17 protein-coding genes are annotated in these 18,285 nt (G+C 64.7%); 6 read left to right on the top strand and 11 right to left on the bottom strand.

The window, feature by feature from the left end; translation table 11 throughout:
- Positions 1-18 precede the first annotated feature (18 nt).
- The 3 genes from pcaF to ABWO90_RS05890 form a co-directional block, all read right to left on the bottom strand.
- The gene (gene pcaF, locus ABWO90_RS05900) at positions 19-1,221 is read right to left on the bottom strand and encodes a 3-oxoadipyl-CoA thiolase (protein ID WP_353190274.1); all 1,203 of its coding nucleotides are present in this window, start codon (positions 1,219-1,221) and stop codon (positions 19-21) included.
- Positions 1,222-1,295: 74 nt separating this feature from the next.
- Entirely contained in the window at positions 1,296-1,946 is a 651-nt protein-coding gene (locus tag ABWO90_RS05895; protein WP_353190494.1) for a 3-oxoacid CoA-transferase subunit B, read from the bottom strand.
- A gap of 33 nt (positions 1,947-1,979) precedes the next feature.
- The gene (locus ABWO90_RS05890) at positions 1,980-2,657 is read right to left on the bottom strand and encodes a 3-oxoacid CoA-transferase subunit A (RefSeq protein ID WP_353190273.1); all 678 of its coding nucleotides are present in this window, start codon (positions 2,655-2,657) and stop codon (positions 1,980-1,982) included.
- Between the two features lie 304 nt (positions 2,658-2,961).
- Between ABWO90_RS05890 and ABWO90_RS05885 the strand changes: the two genes are divergently transcribed.
- Complete coding sequence (locus ABWO90_RS05885; RefSeq protein WP_353190272.1) at positions 2,962-3,762, top strand: IclR family transcriptional regulator; 801 nt, start codon at positions 2,962-2,964, stop codon at positions 3,760-3,762.
- A gap of 186 nt (positions 3,763-3,948) precedes the next feature.
- On the opposite strand, the gene ABWO90_RS05880 is transcribed toward ABWO90_RS05885, so the two are convergent.
- The 3 genes from ABWO90_RS05880 to ABWO90_RS05870 all read right to left on the bottom strand — a co-directional run bounded on the left by ABWO90_RS05880 (position 3,949) and on the right by ABWO90_RS05870 (position 7,041).
- Positions 3,949-4,161, bottom strand: a complete 213-nt coding sequence (locus tag ABWO90_RS05880) for a DUF2783 domain-containing protein (protein ID WP_353190271.1) — start codon at positions 4,159-4,161, stop codon at positions 3,949-3,951.
- A 65-nt stretch (positions 4,162-4,226) separates the two neighbouring features.
- Positions 4,227-5,960: an FAD-dependent oxidoreductase gene (locus ABWO90_RS05875; protein ID WP_353190270.1), complete on the bottom strand. Its 1,734-nt coding sequence runs from the start codon at positions 5,958-5,960 to the stop codon at positions 4,227-4,229.
- A gap of 121 nt (positions 5,961-6,081) precedes the next feature.
- A complete protein-coding gene (locus ABWO90_RS05870) occupies positions 6,082-7,041 on the bottom strand; it encodes an MBL fold metallo-hydrolase (protein ID WP_353190269.1) in 960 nt (319 codons plus the stop codon).
- A 277-nt stretch (positions 7,042-7,318) separates the two neighbouring features.
- On the opposite strand from ABWO90_RS05870, the gene ABWO90_RS05865 reads away from it, so the two are divergent.
- The 3 genes from ABWO90_RS05865 to ABWO90_RS05855 all read left to right on the top strand — a co-directional run bounded on the left by ABWO90_RS05865 (position 7,319) and on the right by ABWO90_RS05855 (position 10,647).
- Positions 7,319-8,137, top strand: a complete 819-nt coding sequence (locus ABWO90_RS05865) for an IclR family transcriptional regulator (protein ID WP_353190268.1) — start codon at positions 7,319-7,321, stop codon at positions 8,135-8,137.
- Positions 8,138-8,202: 65 nt separating this feature from the next.
- On the top strand, positions 8,203-9,015 hold the full coding sequence (locus ABWO90_RS05860) for an IclR family transcriptional regulator (RefSeq protein WP_353190493.1): 813 nt from the start codon (positions 8,203-8,205) through the stop codon (positions 9,013-9,015).
- A 372-nt stretch (positions 9,016-9,387) separates the two neighbouring features.
- On the top strand, positions 9,388-10,647 hold the full coding sequence (locus ABWO90_RS05855; protein WP_353190267.1) for a histidine-type phosphatase: 1,260 nt from the start codon (positions 9,388-9,390) through the stop codon (positions 10,645-10,647).
- A 36-nt stretch (positions 10,648-10,683) separates the two neighbouring features.
- On the opposite strand, the gene ABWO90_RS05850 is transcribed toward ABWO90_RS05855, so the two are convergent.
- Together ABWO90_RS05850 and ABWO90_RS05845 are read right to left on the bottom strand one after the other, a co-directional pair.
- Positions 10,684-11,496 carry a PIG-L deacetylase family protein gene (locus ABWO90_RS05850; RefSeq protein WP_353190266.1) on the bottom strand — a complete coding sequence of 271 codons (813 nt, stop codon included), beginning with the start codon at positions 11,494-11,496 and terminating at the stop codon, positions 10,684-10,686.
- Positions 11,486-12,361, bottom strand: coding sequence for a GNAT family N-acetyltransferase (locus ABWO90_RS05845; RefSeq protein ID WP_353190265.1), 876 nt, complete (start codon positions 12,359-12,361; stop codon positions 11,486-11,488). The genes ABWO90_RS05850 and ABWO90_RS05845 overlap by 11 nt, the downstream gene beginning before the upstream one ends.
- Before the next feature lie 249 nt (positions 12,362-12,610).
- Between ABWO90_RS05845 and ABWO90_RS05840 the strand changes: the two genes are divergently transcribed.
- Positions 12,611-13,564, top strand: coding sequence for an alpha/beta hydrolase family protein (locus tag ABWO90_RS05840; protein ID WP_353190264.1), 954 nt, complete (start codon positions 12,611-12,613; stop codon positions 13,562-13,564).
- A gap of 113 nt (positions 13,565-13,677) precedes the next feature.
- Complete coding sequence (locus tag ABWO90_RS05835) at positions 13,678-14,103, top strand: MarR family winged helix-turn-helix transcriptional regulator (protein WP_353190263.1); 426 nt, start codon at positions 13,678-13,680, stop codon at positions 14,101-14,103.
- Between the two features lie 25 nt (positions 14,104-14,128).
- Here ABWO90_RS05835 and ABWO90_RS05830 read toward each other — a convergent pair whose 3' ends face one another.
- From ABWO90_RS05830 to ABWO90_RS05820, 3 genes are all read right to left on the bottom strand, one after another.
- A complete protein-coding gene (locus ABWO90_RS05830; protein WP_353190262.1) occupies positions 14,129-14,554 on the bottom strand; it encodes a FapB/FapC family functional amyloid domain-containing protein in 426 nt (141 codons plus the stop codon).
- 256 nt (positions 14,555-14,810) lie between these two features.
- Entirely contained in the window at positions 14,811-16,190 is a 1,380-nt protein-coding gene (locus ABWO90_RS05825; RefSeq protein ID WP_353190261.1) for an MFS transporter, read from the bottom strand.
- A gap of 352 nt (positions 16,191-16,542) precedes the next feature.
- Entirely contained in the window at positions 16,543-18,141 is a 1,599-nt protein-coding gene (locus ABWO90_RS05820) for a glucan biosynthesis protein G (protein ID WP_502922548.1), read from the bottom strand.
- Positions 18,142-18,285 lie beyond the last annotated feature (144 nt).

Genomic DNA, 18,285 nt, shown 5'->3' with positions numbered 1-18,285 from the left:
AAATCATCGGCGGTGGCGTTACACCGCTTCGATGGCGATAGCGATGCCTTGGCCGACCCCAATGCACATCGTACACAGCGCAAAGCGACCACCCGAACGCTGGAGCTGATACATCGCCGTCGTGACCAGACGTGCGCCGCTCATGCCGAGCGGGTGGCCCAGCGCAATGGCGCCGCCATTCGGATTGACGCGCAGGTCGTCATCGGCCACGCCGAGCTGACGCAGTACGGCAAGGCCCTGGCTCGCAAACGCTTCGTTGAGTTCGATGACATCGAACTGATCGAGCGACATACCGAGCCGCGCAAGCAGTTTTTGTGTTGCGGGAGCCGGACCGATGCCCATGATGCGCGGTGCCACCCCTGCCGTCGCCATGCCCAGGATCCGGGCACGCGGCGTCAGGCCAAAGCGCGCCGCACTCGCCTCGTCTGCCAACAGCAGTGCGCAGGCGCCGTCGTTGACGCCAGAAGCGTTACCGGCGGTCACGGTCCCATCAGGGCGTACCACGCCCTTGAGTCTGGCAAGCGCTTCCATGCTTGTCGCACGCGGGTGTTCGTCGCGATCGACGATGATCGCTTCGCCCTTCTTCTGGGCGATGGACACCGGCGTGATTTCCTCGGCCAGCATGCCATTCGCCTGAGCGCGCGCCGCCTTCTCCTGCGAACGCACGGCAAAGCGATCCTGATCCTCGCGGCTGATGCCGAACTCGGTCGCCACGTTCTCGCCCGTCTCGGGCATCGAATCCACACCGTACTGCGCCTTCATCAGCGGGTTGACGAAACGCCAGCCGATGGTCGTGTCGTAGATCTCCGCCTGACGCGAAAAGGCGCTCGCCGCCTTGCCCATCACGAACGGCGCACGGCTCATGCTCTCCACACCGCCGGCAATCATCAGTCCCGCTTCGCCTGCCTTGATGGCGCGCGCGGCGGTGCCGATGGCGTCCATGCCCGAACCGCACAGGCGGTTGAGCGTCGCGCCCGGCACGTCCTGCGGCAGGCCCGCGAGCAGCGACGACATGCGCGCCACGTTGCGGTTGTCTTCGCCGGCCTGGTTGGCACAGCCGAAGATCACGTCGTCGACCTGTGTCCAGTCGACGTTCGCATTGCGCGCGATGAGCGCCTTGAGGGGGATGGCGCCGAGATCGTCGGCACGCACCGAAGACAGCGCGCCGCCGTAGCGGCCGATCGGGGTGCGAATGGCGTCGCAGATAAAGACTTCACTCATGCTTGAACCTCATCGGATAGAAAATCGCCGGGTCGCATCGAATCGATGGCCCGGCGTGGGTGTCATGCGAAGTGTCAGGCAACGGCCGGTGAGGGCAGCAACGCAACACCGGAGATTTGCTGTAGTTCGTCGAACGACAGGCCGTCGACCATGTCGATCACGCGCAGCCCTTCGGGAGTGACGTCGATCACGGCCAGATCGGTATAGATACGCGTGACGCAGCCCACACCGGTGAGCGGGTACGTGCACTTGTCGACGATCTTGCTCTCGCCCTGCTTGGTCTGGTGCTCCATCATCACGAACACCTGCTTGGCGCCGCTCGCAAGATCCATCGCGCCGCCCACGGCGGGGATCGCGTCCGGTGCGCCGGTGTGCCAGTTGGCGAGATCACCCGACGTCGAGACCTGGAACGCGCCGAGCACGCAGAAGTCGAGGTGGCCGCCGCGCATCATGGCGAACGAGTCGGCGTGGTGGAAGAAGGCGCCGCCCGGCTTGAGCGTCACGGGTTGCTTGCCCGCATTGATGAGGTCTTCGTCCTCGTCGCCCTTGGCGGGAGCCGGACCCATGCCGATCACACCGTTCTCGCTCTGGAGAATGATTTCCTTCTCGGCGGGCAGGTGATTGGCGACGGCCGTGGGCAGGCCGATGCCGAGGTTTACATAGGCGCCGTCGGGAATGTCCTGGGCGACGCGGGCGGCCATCTGGTCGCGGGTCAGTCGGTTCACATTGCTCATGGAGTGCTCCGGTTCAGATGGGGATCAGGCGCGCGCGACGGTCGGCACGGCGACCACGCGTTGCACGAAGATGCCGGGCGTGACCACGGCTTCCGGATCGAGGTCGCCCAACTCGACGACTTCACTCACCTGAACGATCGCGCACTTCGCTGCGGTGGCCATGATCGGGCCGAAGTTGCGTGCAGTCTTGCGATACACGAGGTTGCCCCAGCGGTCGCCCTTGAGCGCCTTGATCAGCGCGAAGTCGGCGTGGATCGGCAGTTCGAACACATACGGCTTGCCGTCGATCACGCGCGTTTCCTTGCCGTCGGCGAGCAGCGTGCCGTAGCCGGTCGGCGTGAAGAAACCGCCAATGCCGGCCCCGGCGGCGCGAATGCGCTCGGCCAGGTTGCCCTGCGGCACCAGTTCCAGCTCGATCTTGCCCGCGCGGTAGAGGCCGTCGAAGACCTGCGAATCGGTCTGGCGCGGGAACGAGCAGATGATCTTGCGCACGCGTCCGGCCTTGAGCAGTGCGGCGAGACCCGTCTCGCCGTTGCCGGCGTTGTTGTTGACGATGGTCAGGTCGCGCGCGCCTTGTTCGATGAGCGCGTCGATGAGGGCCGAGGGCATCCCGGCATTGCCGAAGCCGCCAATCATGATCGTTGCGCCGTCATGAACGTCGGCGACCGCGCTGGCCAGCGTTTCGTAAATCTTGTTGATCACACGTGCCTCCTGGGCAGTTCCATCGGGCACACGGACTCACGCCCCGGCCCCGGTTGGTGTCTCCCGGCGATGGCGTCTTGTCAGGCGGCATCGTCTGGTTCACAATGTTCTTATAGCGAACAAATATTCGCTATAAGAACAGCGTAAGCCTTCCGCTGTCGGGCGTCAAGCCGACAACGGCCGGGCGGGTCTGCGCCATCTCCGTGCCATGCTGTGCGACACCGCGCGTGTTGCAAGGTAGAACCGGCGGCCCAAATCCATTACGCTTGCCGTTCACGCGAAAGCCCCGCCGATACTTTGCTCCATGACCCCTGTGCCGACCGATATCACCGAACCGACCGACAAGAAGCCCGGCGACTCCTATGTGCAGTCGTTCGCGCGGGGGCTGGCGGTCGTCAAGGCGTTCAATGCGGCGCGTCCGGCGCAGACGCTTTCGGAAGTGGCGCAGGCATCAGGGCTCACGCGTGCCGGTGCGCGACGCATTCTGCTTACGCTGGAGTCGCTCGGCTACGTGCGAAGCGAAGGGCGGCTGTTTCGGCTCACGCCGCGTATCCTCGACCTCGGCTTTTCCTATCTGACGTCGATGCCGCTGTGGAATCTGGCCGAGCCGTTCATGGAAGCGCTCGTGCAGCAGGTGCAGGAGAGCAGTTCGGCGTCGGTGCTCGACGGTGACGACATCGTCTACGTATTGCGCGTGCCGGTGCGCAAGGTCATGTCGATCAACCTGTCCATCGGCAGCCGTCTGCCGGCGTGGTGCACGTCGATGGGCCGGGTCATGCTCTCGGCGTTGCCCGACGACGAACTCGACGCCGTGCTGCGACGCGCCGACCTGCGACAGCACACACGACGCACCGTGACGGACGTCGACACCTTGCGCGAGCGCATTCTCGGCGTGCGCGCGCAGGGGTGGGCGCTTGTGGATCAGGAACTCGAAGAGGGGCTGATTTCGATTGCCGCGCCGATTCGTAACCGGGCGGGGCAGGTGATCGCGGCAATGAACGTGAGCGGTCAGGCCAACCGCACGTCGGCCGCAGAGATGGAGACGAAATTCCTCGCGCCGTTGCAACAGGCCGCACAGAAGATTTCGCAGATGGTCGTGGTGTAAGGCGACGCGGCCATCGCAACGCCGTTACGCAAGAGTATCGAGCCTATCGAGCGTAACGAGCGTATCGAGCCTATCGAGAGTATCGCGACGCATCAACGACAAAGGGGCCCCCATCGTCTGGGTGCCCCTTTGTCGTATATGACGTTGGCGACGGCGATGTCGCGTAAAGCAGGCGGTCTATGCGGCTCAGTTGGCAGCGCAGTTGCCCAACGCGCCGGCTCGCGCCAGACGAATCGCCGAGAGCAGCGTGTCCTGATCGCCGATCTGGTTCGCGAGCAACAGGATCAGCTGTGCGTTGGCGGCCTGACTCTGGGCGTCGTCGAGGTCGCGGTGCATGTCGATCAGCGCTTCATAGAAGTCGTCGGGACGCGTGAGACGCGGTTGAGTATCGAGTGCCATGGTGTCTCCTTGCAGCAGATTCGGTGTGATCTGAACGTTAGCGAACGCAAATGACAATCGCGGTATCAGGCCGCACATTGCATTGGCGCGACTTCCGGTGCCGTGCGGCCGAGCGCGCGCTCGCGTGCCGCGACGATCGCGGTGGCGTCGATGGCGCGCCACCGGGCGCACACGTGTTGATCCGGACGAATCAGATACACCGTACCCGGCGCCGCATCGTAGCGCTGTGCCGCCAGTCCCTGCACGTCGTGCCAGACGCTGTATTCGGTCTGCGTATCCTGTGCGGCCTGGGCGTCGGACGTCACGAACACGGGCACGACCGGCACGCTGTCGTTCGCGAGCGTGTTCAGCGAAGCGAGCGCGGCGTCATCGAGCGACGCGGGTGTACCGAACACCAGCGCGACGAAGCGGCCACCGAGGCGCGGCAGCAGCCAGCCGTCGTGTCCATGACGGGCGAGCGGCGCGTCGACACACGCTGCGCCCGGCACCATGCGCGGGGCGAAGGCGTCGCGCTCGGCGGTGTTGAGCGTCGATTCGTGCAGCACGGCGGGCACGGACAGGCGTCCGCTGTTGACCAGTTGACGCGCAAACGCATGATCGCGAGCGAGCGTGAGCACGGCGTCGCGGAACACGCGCGAGACAGGGCTCTTGGGCGTGATGAAATCGGTGGAACGGGTGGAGTTGCGGATGTTCTCGTCCGCGGCGTATTCGCGTTCGCGGGCATAGGTGTCGAGCAGCGCATCGGGCGCATGACCGGCGAGCACCATGGCGAGTTTCCACGCCAGATTCTCGGCATCCTGCACGCCGCTGTTGGCGCCACGCGCGCCGAACGGCGAAACACCGTGCGCGGAGTCTCCGGCAAACAGCACATGACCGTGACGGAAGTCGTCCATGCGCAGGCACGAGAACGTGTAGACGCTGACCCACTCCAGCGTGAACTTCGCATCGGGGCCGAGCAGCGCCTGCACGCGCGGGATGACGCGCTCGGGAGCCTTTTCCGCGACGGGATCGGCGTCCCAACCGAGTTGGAAGTCGATGCGCCACACGTCGTCCGGCTGACGATGCAACAACACGGACTGGTTCGGATGGAACGGCGGATCGAACCAGAACCAGCGCTCGGCCGGGAAGTCGGCCGTCATCTTCACGTCGGCGATCAGGAAGCGGTCCTTGAACGTGCGGCCGTGACTGTCCACGCCGATCAGCTTGCGCACCGGGCTGCGCGAGCCGTCGGCGGCGACCACGTAGCGCGCCGTCGTCCGGTACTCGCCGTCGGGCGTCTCGACCGTCAGCGTGACGCTGGCGTCGGGCGTGCCCGACGTGCCTTGCTGCTCGAGTCCGACGACCTTGTTCTTCCAGCGGATCTCGATGTTCGGCAGCTCGCAAGCGCGGTCGAACAGATAGCCTTCAACGTAATACTGCTGAAGATTGATGAACGCCGGACGATGGTGACCCGCCTCGGGCAGCAGATCGAAGTTGTAGACCTCCTGATCGCGCAGGAACACGCGGCCGACGTTCCAGCGAACCCCCTTGTCCACCATGCGATCGCCACAACCCAGGCGGTCGAAGATATCGAGCGTGCGTTTGGCGAAGCAGATCGCGCGCGAGCCGGTCGAGAGCGTGCAATCGTCGTCGAGGACGATCACGCGCACGCCCTGCTGGGCGAGATCGATGGCGGTCGCCAGCCCGATCGGACCTGCGCCGACCACGATGACAGGATGGGTTGCCTGACCGGCCGTATCGTGTTGCTCGGCACACGGCTGATAGTCGAACGTCAGGCGCTGGTAATCGATGCTGCTCATGCAATGTCTCCATCGTCGGCACCGCACCGGCACACAGGCACCGGCGGGTTCCGTTTTTTGCTCTTGCGCTTTGCAACCGGCGCGGCAGGGGGCTACTGCGCCATGACCTTACCGGCGGGACTCAGTCCTGCAGGGCGGCCCACATTTCCTTGTCGCGCTGTGCCGTCCAGATGCGCGGGTGCGTGATGCCACTGGCTTCGTCGAAGGCGCGCGTCACGTCGAACGGCAGGCAGTGTTCGTAGATGAACACGTGGCCGAATTTCGGATCCATCTGGCTGCGCGTGAGGGCCATTGCGCCCTTCAGGTCGAGCTTCTGTTCGACGGCCTGCTTGCCTGCTTCGAACAGCGTCGTCACGAAATCCTTGGTGTAGGCGAGGCCCTTGGTGACGTCTTCGGGCGTGGTCAGCGCGGGGCCACGGCCCGGCACAAGCTTTTCGGCGCCGAGTGCGGCCAGGGCGTCGAGCGTGGCCGGCCATTCGGCGAGTTGCGCGTCACCGGTGTAGCAGGCGGCGTCGTATTCGACGAGGTCGCCCGAGAACAGCACCTTCTGCGACGGCAGCCACACCACGGTGTCGCCCTTCGTGTGACCCGAACCGAGGTGCGCGATCTTCACTTCGAGCTTGCCGAGGAACAGCGTGATTTCGTTCTCGAACACGAGCGTCGGCCACGTCAGGCCCGGCACCGTCTCGACACCGGCGAACAGGCGCGGGAAGCGCTCGATTTCCGACTTCATGTCGGCTTCGCCGCGCTCGACGATCATCTCGTACGTGCCGCGGCTGGCAATGATCTGCTGCGCGCCCTCGGCGAAGTAGGCCGACGCGCCGAGCACACGCACGGCGTGGTAGTGCGAGAGCACCACGTACTTGATCGGCTTGTCGGTGATGGTGCGGATCTTGGCGATCAGGTCCTGTGCCATGGCGGGCGTGGCCGTCGTGTCGACGATCATCACACCGTCGTCGCCGATGATGACGCCCGAGTTCGGGTCGCCTTCGGCGGTGTAGGCCCAGGTGTTTTCCGACAGTTGGGTGAACGTGACCTTCTTGGCTTCCAGGTCGGCTTGCGAGGCGAATGCTTTGGCCATACTTGTCTCTCTCTTTATCTCGTCTGCGGGGAAGGTGCTGCGGGATGAGGCCATCTTACGAAACGCCTCAATTATTTGTCAATGACAAATCTAATTGTTATTTGCTAATGTTGAGGGGTGAGTGATCGATCGCTGCGGCGAATGCCTTCAGGGACGCCGATGGCGCCGGTGGCTTCGGTGTTAACCCTGCGACGTCGTGCCGCCGACGGAGCGTCGGGGCAACGACTTGTTTAAAATCTAGGCCATTTTCCTTGGGGAGCCGGGCTTCCGAGACTGCATGAATCGAATTCCGATGGACGGCACCGCCGACGCAGGCGCTCAGCCTGGCCGCGCGTCGCGCGGGGTACAAAGCGTGGACGTGGCTGCACGCGTGCTGCAGGCGCTCTCAATGGCGCGGCGCCCGCTCGGCCCGGGGGATCTGGCGGCGCTCGCCGGCCTGCCGCCCGCGCAGGCGCATCCGTATCTGGTGAGTCTCACGCGCCTGGGGCTGCTCAAGCGCGACCCGATGTCGGGGGACTACGCGCCGGGGCCCATGACGCTGCGGCTGGCACTGCTGCATCTCGAGAACGATCCGGCCTATCGTGCGGCGGTGCCGCGTGTTGTCGCGCTTGCCCGTGAGACCGGCTTCTGCGTGGCGGTCTGCACGCCTGCGCCGCAGGGGCCGCTTGTCGTGCATTTCGAGCGTGCGGCGTTTCCACTGCATATCAATCTTCACGTCGGCTCGGTCATGTCGCTGAACACGACATCGACCGGCCGCGCGTTCTGCGCGTTCACGCCGCCGTCACGGTGGCCGCAGGCATGGCACGAACAACTGCCTGCCAGTGCTGCCGAGCGTGAACGCTTCGACGCACTGCTCGACGAGACGCGTACCCACGGCATTGCTCGCAGCGTGAATACGCCGAGTCCATCGGTGAGCAGCCTGTGTGCGCCGGTATTCGACGCGAGCGGGCGCTTGCGTCTGGCGCTGACGGCGATTGGTCCGACAGCGGCACTCGACGTCGCATGGGACGGCGTCGCCGCGAATGCCCTGCGTGCGACGGCGCGTGCCATTGCGGCCCACGTCGAAGCGAATGACGGCGACGGGGAGGGCGCATGAGCGCGACGCGAACCCGCTCCGACTCGGGCAACACGACACAACACGTGGCGCAGATAACGAAGGACATGACGGACACCACGGCAAAACCGCAGCGCGGCATTCAGGCGCTGGAGAGCACGGGGGCATTGCTGGAAGCGCTTGTGGCGGCGGGGCGTCCGCTGCCGCTCAACGCGTTGGCGCGCGACGCCGGCATGCCGCCCGCGAAAGCGCATCCGCATCTGGTGAGCTTGCAACGAGCGGGATTGCTCACCCGCGACGCGAACGGCAACTTCGAAGCGGGCGCGCTGAGTCTCGATCTCGGGCTGATGGCATTGCAGCGGCTGTCGCCGACGGGCGAGGCCGAACCGGAGATTCTGGCGCTGGCCCAGGCGACCGGGCTCTCGGCGGCGATGGCCGTGCTGGGGCCGGTCGGGCCGACGGTGGTGCGTCTCGAAGAGGCGATGCGTCCGCAGCACGTGAGCTTGCGCATCGGTACGGTGCTCTCGCTCGTCAACACAGCCATCGGACGCACGTTCGCCGCCTTCCTTCCGGAGGCGGTGCTCGACGGCCTGCTCGCCCAGGAGTCGGTGCGGATGGCGGGATTGGGGGCGGAAGGGCGTGCCGCCGTGCCGCCGTCCGGCTATGCGGGGCATCTGGCTACCGTTCGCGCGCAACACCTCGATACGGCATTGAGCAATCCCGTGCCGGGCATCGACACGGTCGCCGTGCCGGTGTTCGATCACACGGGGGAGGTCACGCTCGTGCTCGCGCTGATGGGGTCGACGGGCAGCTTCGAGACGGCATTCGACGCCGAGCCCGCACAAGCGCTGCTCGCGGCGGCACGTCGGTTGTCGTGGCGCTTCGGCGCCATGGGCCGCCCTGACGGCGCGACGGCCTAGCCCGCAAGACGCGACGCGTCGCCCGCCGGGCGATGCGTTTGCGCCACGACGTCACGTTAGTTTGCGAATCGGGCGGCGACGCACGGTAAGATGGGCAACAGTGCTGCGCTTTATCGCGCATTTCCCCTGTCACCCCGACCTGTCGCCATGACTTCTGCCATGACCCGCGTGATGACTCGTGAGCCTGTCCGTTCCCATGCCACCGCTGAACCCACCGTCGCCGGACGGGCCCGGCAAATAAACGGGCGTGTGCGATGGCAGACGTGCCTGGCCACGCTTGCGACGGTGGGGGTTCTGAGTGCCTGTACGACGGCGACGCCGCCCGCACCAGGGCCGGCCAAACGGTCCGAGTCGGCGGCGCGCATCGACGGCATGCCTGCCGACTGGACGCTCGTCTCCACGGTGATCGTGAGCCGCCATGGCGTGCGCTCGCCGACGCATGCGCATCCCCCGCTCGACAAGTTGAGTCCCGACGCCTGGCCGGGCTGGCCGGTGCCGGCTGGCTATCTGACGGCGCGCGGTGGGTCGCTCGCCGAGCGCATGGGCCGCTACTACGGTGACTGGCTGCGCGCGCGTGGGGTACTGCCGGACAATGCGTGTCCGGCGCCGGGCACGGTCTACGGATGGGCCGACATCGACCAACGCACGCGCGAGACCGGCAATGCCTTGCTGCAAGGCATGGCACCGGGCTGCAACATGGGCACCTCGCATCAAGCCGATCTCACCACCTACGACGCCGTATTCCAGCCGGTCGCGGCCGGTGATTGTCCGCTCGATCCGGGCGCCGCACGTGGCGCAATCGAAGCGAGACTCGCGCCCGACGGCATTTCCGGACTGAACAAGCGCTACGCCGCCACGATCGGCCGCATGGGCGAGGTACTCGACTTCGCGCGCAGTCCGGCGTGCGGGGCGCAAGGCGGATGCAAGCTGGAGGATGTGCCGACCCGGTTGCGAGTCGAGGGCGACGGTAGCGGCGTGGCGCTGCGCGGTGCGTTGGGCAGCGCGGCGACGGCGTCGGAAGTCTTCCTGTTGCAGTACGGCGAGGGTTTCCCGGACAACGATGTCGCCTGGGGACGTATTCGCGACGAACAGGATTGGGCGCGCTTGCTCGAGGCTCACAATGCGCAACGCGATCTGCTCAACCGTACCCCTTATCTCGCGGCGACGAACGGGACACCACTGCTGGCTGTCGTGCTCGATGCGCTCACGCGCGCCCGGATGCAGGCCGGGCCACCGCCGGCAGCGCCAGTGCGCGGCCCGGTGCTGCCGGTGGGAAATCGCGTCTATGTACTGACGGGGCACGACACGAATGTCGCCAATCTCGCGGGCATGCTCAAGCTCGATTGGCAACTGCCGGACCAGCCGGACAACACGCCGCCCGATGGCGCGCTCGTCTTCACGCTATGGCGCAATCCGGCGGGCGAAACTTTCGTGCGCGTGGAGTTCGTGTATCAGTCGATGCATCAGATGCGCCATCTCACGGCGCTTTCGCTCGATGAGCCGGCCAGGCGCACGACGCTTGCCGTGCCGGACTGCACCGACGGTCCGGACGGAAAGAGTTGCCGTTGGCCGGACTTCGCACAACGCGTGAAGTCAGCGCTATCGCCTGCGTGCCTGGAGGCGGTGCGCTGACGGCGGTGCCGTTAGCGATTTGCCCCGCCGGCGGGGCTATTCGCCTTTCGCTGATGCCGCATCGCGGTCGCGCGCAAGCAGGGCCTGAATCCGGAGTTGTACATCGGACCACGTCGCGAATTGCCTGGCTTCGTAATAGAGCTGCCCCTGATGCGGCTTGTCTGCCAGACGTGTGATGCTGGTGCGCTGCACCGCTTGCGTGCCCCAAAAGACATAGTGCAGGAGCATGAAGGGAAAGAGGCCGATCCAGGTGCCGCGCTGCGACGTGTAAAGCAACGTGTACCTGAGGTACTGCATTCGCCGAGACCACGGAATCGGTGTCAGTTGCACCGCGCCGTTCTGGGGCAGTGGTGCCATCACACGGAAAAACGGCTTCGGTCGGGCGTGGGCGTTGTACAGCGAGTACTGATGCACGATGTCCGGCAACCCGGCACGGGCGCATGCGTGAAGCGTCACCGCATGCAGGCAATCGTGATCGGGGTGCCCGCCTTCCCAGGCGGTGACGAAGATCTCCCCGATCGGAGCATGATCCTTCAGCCATGCCTCCAGCCAGTCGCAGGCAACGTCAAGCGATTCGTGGAGATGGAGATCGCTGATCGCGAGCTTCGCGCCCGCGAAGATTACGTCGTCGGCCGGCACGCCCATATCTGCCAACACTGCGAGCGATTCCCTGTCGCGAATCGATGCGTCCGCGCCGCTGCGAACACCCGATGTCATATAGATGCAAACCGCACGACGACCCTGTTCGACAGCCCGATGAATCAACTCGTAAACACCGTACTCGTCATCCTGATGCGCGAACAGAAAGACGCTGATCGGCGCTCCCGTCGGTGTCTGATTAGTAAGCATCGAAATCCATGTACGTGAATTGAATGGCGCCGCGGCTCACCTGGTCACCGTCTTTGGCGAGCGAGCGATAAATCAGGTTTAACGGGGCAGGGCGTAGTCGCGACGGGATAGGCAAATACGTCCGGAACGCGCATGCGCCCTCCGGCACAAGTCCCAGATAGACGCGGCCGGGCGACTGCAGCGCGCGCGCACCGGTATAGATTTGCGGTGTGTCGGACGCGGGCAACTCCGCATAGGCGGAGACCAGACGTCCTGCAGCATCGGATTCGAAACAGCGCCTGCCGCGAGTGCTCCAGGATCGGATGGGATTGGTCGGGTTGGCCTGACGCCAGCCGATCGATTCCGGACGCCAGATCCGTTCGAACTCGGCATCGCGCGCCACAGCGGAAAAATCGATGCCGAGCGAGCCGAAGCCGACGCGCGCTTCGAGCGGCTGGACCAACTGGAAGCCCAGCTTGCGCACGAACCCCGGGGTGCTGTTGGCGTTGGCTACACCGTAGACGCAGTCGAAGCCCAGATCGGCGCCATGACGATACGTCATGTCGGCCAGACGCGAGAACAGCCCCTTTCCCTGAAAGTCCGGATGCGTCGCGGTATTGAGCGACAACAGCGCACGAACGACATTGCCGCGCAGCCGGAGCGACGCCGGGATACAGGCGTAGTGGGCGATCAGGCGTTCACCATCGAAGGCGTCGAAGCCGACGACGTGGCCGTCCGGATTGTCGACATACAACCACGTCAAAAACTCGGGATGCTTGAATTTCTCGACGCCTGGAAAACAGTCGGCGAATAACGCGCGGTACTGTTCGATATTCGCGGCTTCCGCCTTGACCGGCACATAGGTAATGATCGAGGCACCTGACATATCAGTAGGCAATGGGCGGCAGTAGATGACGATTTTTTTGATCGCAGCACCATAACACAACTGCCCCCCTGCTGCGGACGTTCCGGACATGCGTTCAAGCGCTGTGACATGAATTTATTTCGTCAGCGAAATAAATTTGAGAATATACTTCGTATGCGAAATAAGTCGCGGAACCTACCCACCCATTCGCTCGTTCACTGATCGACGCTCAATACCTCCCAAGGCGTGCGAGCGCCGGGGAGCTGTGTCATGGCATCGTTGGCAATCGAGATTTTCGCCGTCGACGGGTATCCGTTGGGCGCGCACGTGTGGTATCCGGAATCGCTTCCGGCGAGGGGCGTCGTGCTGGTGCATCCGGCAACGGGCGTGCCCGAGTACCTCTATTTCGCGTTCGCGCAGTATGTTGCGCAACGCGGTTTGCTGGCGGTGACCTACAGCTATCGCGGGGTCGACAGATCGCGTCCGCCGAGGCTGCGCGGCTTTCGGGCGCGCATGCGCGACTGGGCCGATCTCGACGTCGAAGGCGTGACCCGCTGGGCGCTGGCTGCCTATCCTTCGCTGCCGGTGTACGCCGTCGGCCATAGCTTCGGCGGGCACGCCATCGGGCTGTGCGAAGGCTCGAACCGGCTCGCGGCAGCTGTGCAGGTCGCGTCGCACGCCGGTGCCATGCGCGTGGTGACGAACCGGCGCGAACGCGCGCGCATCACGGCACTGATGCACTGGGTGGCACCGCCGGTCACGCGGTTGGCCAACTACTTTCCCGGCCGCAGACTGGGTTTCGGGGAAGATCTGCCGGCGGGCGTGCTGCTCGAATGGAGTTACTGGACCCGTTTGCCCCATTACTTCTTCGACGACCCGACATTCGATGCCGAAGCACGCTTCGCTCGCGTGCGTACGCCGATTCTGTCGCTAGGGTTCGACGACGATCTGTGGGCCACCCCGGCAGGCATCGAGATGCTGGTCTCCCGGCTGCACAACGCCCGCGTGACACGTCGGACAATTCCCGCAATTCGTTCGGATTCCGGATCGATCGGGCATATGGGATACTTCCGCCAGCGCTCCGGCGCGTTCCTGTGGCCGGAAACCGTCGACTGGCTGCTGTCGACCGGCTCGGTGAATGCCGTAGCAGGATCGGACCGCAAGGGCAGGACGGGAACCCCGGGGCCGGGTGCGTCGTTGACGATTGTCACTGCCGCGCCGTAGGCTACGACGACATAACAACGTGATCAGACAGAATGCCAAAACGTCAATCGTCCGACGCCGCTGCGACCAGCGCGCGTGTTGTGACTGCGAGGAAACCGGGGAACGGGGAAGCCTTGGACCGCAGGCTGTTTTTCCTGCTGACCGTGGGACAGCGGCGCGTGCAGCGATGGATCGACGTGCGGGCCGGGGACAGCGCGAGCGTGAGCGCCGCACAGGCCGGCGTGCTCTTCTACCTGTTGCATCATGAGGACGCCCTCGTGGGCGAAGTCGGTGCAGCTTTGCAGCTATCGCCGTCGTCGATGACCGGACTCGCCAATCGCATGGTCGCGGCCGGACTCCTCACTCGCCTTGCCGACGCGGAGGACGGGCGTGCCACGCGCTTGCGCGTTACGGCCGCCGGGCACAAGGCGATGGCTCGTGCCCGCGACATCCTCTCCGAGCTCAATACCCTGCTCCACGACGACTTCACCGAGGCGGAACTCGAAGTCGTCGCGCGCTGGTTGGGCAATCTGCAGCGCCGGTTTCCAGCCGACATCTAGCCGTCGGCCGACGCCGACCACCCGCTCAGTGAATCGCGAGCGCGTTCGCCTGGGTGTTGGCGGCGCCCGCGGCCACGTTCACGCCGATATTGCCCGACGCGCCCATCAGCGCGCGCTCGCCAAGCGACGCATTCGTCGCCCCGGTGACGCTCGCCGCATTGCGAATCGTCTGACGCGTGTCGACGCTCACATGCGATGCCGTTGCCAGCACGAGCTGATTCGACTGCGCATTGATCGCGCCGGCAGCGACATTCACGCCGAAACTGCCGTGGGCGTTGCGAAGGGCGTCGTTGCCGAGCGAGGCCGCGTGGGCGCCGCTGAAAACGGCGTCGCCGGTGACGACCTGACGGGTGGAGAGTGCGACGACGGTAGCGTCATCAGAGGTGGCCGCGAAGGCCGATGCGCTGGCGGCGGCCAGCACGAGCGTACCAAGCAAAGCGAAGCGTGGCATGTTGGGGTTCCCCAGATCGTCCGTCGGGACGGATATCTGGTTATCGGCGCCTGAGGCGCTCGGGTTGAATGATTTTTCGATATCGCGTGCGCGCCGGGCGATGATGCCGTGCCCCGCACCGGCGTGTTGCGTTACCAAAAAAGCCGCTGTCATTCCCATGACCGTTGCGGCGCGCATTCTCGCATGGCGACGCGCGCTTGCGTCGCCATGTCATCACGTCGGATTTCGACGTCCGAGCCTGCCTTGACGCGCGAGATTACGCCGGTTCTCCCGCGCCGTTCGCGAGTTCCGCCGGGGTGCCGCGTGACTGCGCTGCAGCTTGCTGCTGTACCGATGCCGATTTCTTGTGGTCGATCAGCAACACTGCGATCACGGCGATGACGGCCGGAATCGCGATTGCCATAAAGTTTTGCTGCAAAGGCAATGACATGCTCACGAGCACACCGATGACGATCGGTGCCAGGATTGCACCGCTGCGTCCCACGCCGGAGGCCCAGCCGATGCCCGTGCCACGGGCGGCCATCGGATAGAACTGTCCCGCGTAGGCATAGGTCACGATCTGCGTGCCGATGGTGGAGGCACCTGCCAATCCCACGAGTACGAACAACACGGGCGTCGGCACTTTGACGCCGAGCAACGTGATCGACACGGCTGCCAGCGCGTACATGCCGACCAGCACGTACTTGATGTTGAAACGATCGGCGAGCCAGCCGCCGCCAATGGCCCCGAGCATGGCGCCGAAGTTCAGCACGAGCACGAACGTGAGTGCCGAGCCAAGGCTGTAGCCCGCGCTGGCCATGAGCTTCGCGAGCCACGAGCTGAGCGCATACACCATGAACAGGCACATGAAGAACGCTACCCACAGCATGACGGTGCTGAACCCGCGTCCGTCCTGAAACAGACGCGAGAGCGGCGCGGCCGACTTGCGATCCGCGGTCGGCAACGCGAACTGGTCACCCGACTGCGCGACGTAGGCGGGCGTGAGGCGTGCGAGCACTTGCTTGAGGGTGTCGTGACGTCCCGTGCGAATCAGGAACGGCATCGACTCCGGCAGTGCGCGCATCGCGAACGGCACGAGCAGCGCGGGCAGCCCGGCGGCGAGAAACACCGACTGCCAGCCGTAGGATTCGATCAGCCCCTTGCCGAGCAGTGCGGCGAGCATGCCGCCGATCGAATACCCCGAGAACATCAGCGTGACGAGCGTGCCGCGCAGCTTGCGCGGCGAATACTCGGTCATCTGCGCAACGACGATGGGCATCACGCCACCGATCCCCACGCCCGCAAAAAAGCGCGTGACGGAAAAACTCACCGGCTCATGCGTGAGACCGGCCGCAGCGGTGAATAGCGAGAACATCAACACACAGATGGCGATGGCTTTGCGACGGCCGATGCTGTCGGCCACCATGCCCATCACGATGGCACCGAACATCATGCCGAAGAGCGCCGAGCTGACCATGAAGCCGGCGCTGGTCGCGTCGACGTTCATGGCCTTCATGATCGACGGCAGCGCAATGCCCGCGACCGCGAGGTCGTAGCCGTCGAAGATGATGATGAGTGCGCACCAGAGAAGAATACGGCCGTGGTAGCCGTTGAAGCGCGCTTCGTCGGCCAGGTGATGTACGTCGATGTGTCGCATGCGGAGTCTCCATAACGTATCCGCCCTCCGTCGAAACGCGGAGAGTCTTGAGGATGTCTTGACCGACGCAAGCGGCACCAGGCCGAGCCTCACTGTCAGGGCGGAGGCCCTTGCCAATGAAGCCAACCACCTCTACGGACAACGAAGGGTGGTCTTTTATGCAATATTGTGCATGCAGTAAACGCGAAATGGCCGTCGACTGCAAGCGTAAATTGGCGTTGCTAGGGTTTTACATGAGAAAACAGAAAACGTAAGTGCCTGTTTAATTGAGGGGGAAATCGATCGAGGAGGGCGTGGAATGCCGGAGAAGTGCGGCGGCAGGACGCCGCCGCACGGTCAAGCGATGTGCAACTTATTGCCGGGTGACCGAGTGAGGCGGGAGCTGGTAGCTCCACGTCTCGCTCACGGCCTTGCCGCCGGAGACGAGTGCGGCGCGCAGTTCCGTCACCTTGGCCGGATCCTTGACCATCACCCGCAGGTTCAGTCGCATGCCACGCGTAACGGGGTTGGGCTGCAAGGTCTGTTCGATGATCGTGGCGTTGTCGCTCACGCTCACCTGCGGCGTGACCGACCCGGCGGGTAGCGTGGCGAGCGGCCCGCCGTCGAAGTCCACCAGCAGGCCGGTGCTGCCGTCGAAGTGACGAATCAGGTTGGCCTGCGTGATCTCGCCGGCCGTGCGAAGCGTCTGCTTCACCCAGGCCAGGTTGCGGTCGATGATGCCGCGCTCGTTCATCGTCCATCGGATCGTGTAGTCGGCGACCAGCGGGGTGCCCTTGGGCGGCAACTGGTCCGGTGTCCAGAAGGCACCGATGTTGTCGTTGGTCTCATCGGGCGACGGAAGCTCCACCAGCTCGACGTGTCCCTTGCCCCAGTCGCCCTGCGGCTCGACCCAGGCGCTCGGACGCAGGTCGTAGCGATCCTTGAGGTCTTCGAAGCGTGAGAAGTCGCGTCCGCGCTGGAGCAGTCCGAAGCCGCGCGGATTGGTGACCTCGAATTGACTGATGGCGACATTGCGCGGGTTGTTCAGCGGACGCCAGATCCATTCGCCATTGCCCGCGTGAATCGCCAGACCGTTCGAGTCGTGCAGTGCCGGCCGGAAGTTGTACGGATCGCGCTGCTGGTTCGGCCCGAACAGGAACATGCTCGTGAGCGGGGCGATACCGAGCTTGGTCACCTTGTCACGCATGAATACGCGTGCCTGAACCTTCAGGAGTGAGTCTTCGCCGGGCGTCAGATCGAAGCGATAGGCGCCGGTGGCGCGCTTCGAATCGAGCAGCGCGTAGAACACGAGATGCTTGTCGCCCGCGTTCGGACGCTCGATCCAGAACTCGCGAAACGCCGGGAATTCTTCGGCGATGGGCAACCCGGTGTCGATAGCGAGGCCGCGAGCCGACAGGCCGTAGACCTGCCCTTTGCCGATCACACGGAAATAGCTGGCGCCCAGCACGCTCATGATCTCGTCGAGCCTGCCGGGTTCGTTGATCGGGTAGAGCACGCGAAAGCCCGCATAACCGAGGTTCTGCGTCGCGCTGCGGTCGAGCTTGAGATCGCCGAAGTCGAAGCGGTTGGTGTCGTATTTGATCTCGCTGATCTTCGCGTCGGCACCGGCGCCGACGATCTCGTTGATCCTCACCGGCGTGCTGAACTGCATGCCCTGGTGATAGAAGCCGAGCCGGAACGGCGTGGGCTGATCGTTCCATTCGAAGGCTTCGCGTCGCGGCTGGATCTTGATGTAATCGCCGAACTGCATCTTCGCGAACGCGGGCGTGAGATTGCTTGCCGGTGCGGTGTAGGGCTTGGCGGCAAGCGCCTTCGCGCGGGCAGTGACGTCGTCGAGGGAGAAGGCGTTGGCGTGCGCGGCGCTCAACAGGAGTGCAGCCCCTGCCACGATGGCAGGGGCGAGCGTGCGCGCACGTTGACGCCAGGACACGGCAGGGGGAAACAGAACCACAAATTTCTCCAGAAAAGTGAGGGGCTCGACACGGTTTGTTGCACTTTTGGTGCAGGAATTCCGCAGGCGGTCCCGACGCATTGTGGCAAAGTATCGCATTTCGCGTCGTTCACCCGGCCAATGCCCGGCGTGCTCGGCACCCAA

It is taken from the genome of Pandoraea pnomenusa, assembly GCF_040391475.1.
In the GTDB taxonomy this organism is placed as follows: domain Bacteria; phylum Pseudomonadota; class Gammaproteobacteria; order Burkholderiales; family Burkholderiaceae; genus Pandoraea; species Pandoraea pnomenusa_C.
Note: the sequence above shows the minus strand (reverse complement) of the source record. Positions and strands in the feature narration are given on the sequence as shown.

What these genes read in the sequence shown, in the direction of transcription:
- pcaF (WP_353190274.1), bottom strand. Translation starts at nt 1,221, where the DNA reads ATGAGTGAAGTCTTTATCTGCGACGCCATTCGCACCCCGATCGGCCGC.
- ABWO90_RS05885 (WP_353190272.1), top strand. Translation starts at nt 2,962, where the DNA reads ATGACCCCTGTGCCGACCGATATCACCGAACCGACCGACAAGAAGCCC.
- ABWO90_RS05880 (WP_353190271.1), bottom strand. Translation starts at nt 4,161, where the DNA reads ATGGCACTCGATACTCAACCGCGTCTCACGCGTCCCGACGACTTCTAT.
- ABWO90_RS05875 (WP_353190270.1), bottom strand. Translation starts at nt 5,960, where the DNA reads ATGAGCAGCATCGATTACCAGCGCCTGACGTTCGACTATCAGCCGTGT.
- ABWO90_RS05870 (WP_353190269.1), bottom strand. Translation starts at nt 7,041, where the DNA reads ATGGCCAAAGCATTCGCCTCGCAAGCCGACCTGGAAGCCAAGAAGGTC.
- ABWO90_RS05865 (WP_353190268.1), top strand. Translation starts at nt 7,319, where the DNA reads ATGAATCGAATTCCGATGGACGGCACCGCCGACGCAGGCGCTCAGCCT.
- ABWO90_RS05860 (WP_353190493.1), top strand. Translation starts at nt 8,203, where the DNA reads ATGACGGACACCACGGCAAAACCGCAGCGCGGCATTCAGGCGCTGGAG.
- ABWO90_RS05855 (WP_353190267.1), top strand. Translation starts at nt 9,388, where the DNA reads ATGCCTGCCGACTGGACGCTCGTCTCCACGGTGATCGTGAGCCGCCAT.
- ABWO90_RS05850 (WP_353190266.1), bottom strand. Translation starts at nt 11,496, where the DNA reads ATGCTTACTAATCAGACACCGACGGGAGCGCCGATCAGCGTCTTTCTG.
- ABWO90_RS05845 (WP_353190265.1), bottom strand. Translation starts at nt 12,361, where the DNA reads ATGTCAGGTGCCTCGATCATTACCTATGTGCCGGTCAAGGCGGAAGCC.
- ABWO90_RS05840 (WP_353190264.1), top strand. Translation starts at nt 12,611, where the DNA reads ATGGCATCGTTGGCAATCGAGATTTTCGCCGTCGACGGGTATCCGTTG.
- ABWO90_RS05830 (WP_353190262.1), bottom strand. Translation starts at nt 14,554, where the DNA reads ATGCCACGCTTCGCTTTGCTTGGTACGCTCGTGCTGGCCGCCGCCAGC.
- ABWO90_RS05825 (WP_353190261.1), bottom strand. Translation starts at nt 16,190, where the DNA reads ATGCGACACATCGACGTACATCACCTGGCCGACGAAGCGCGCTTCAAC.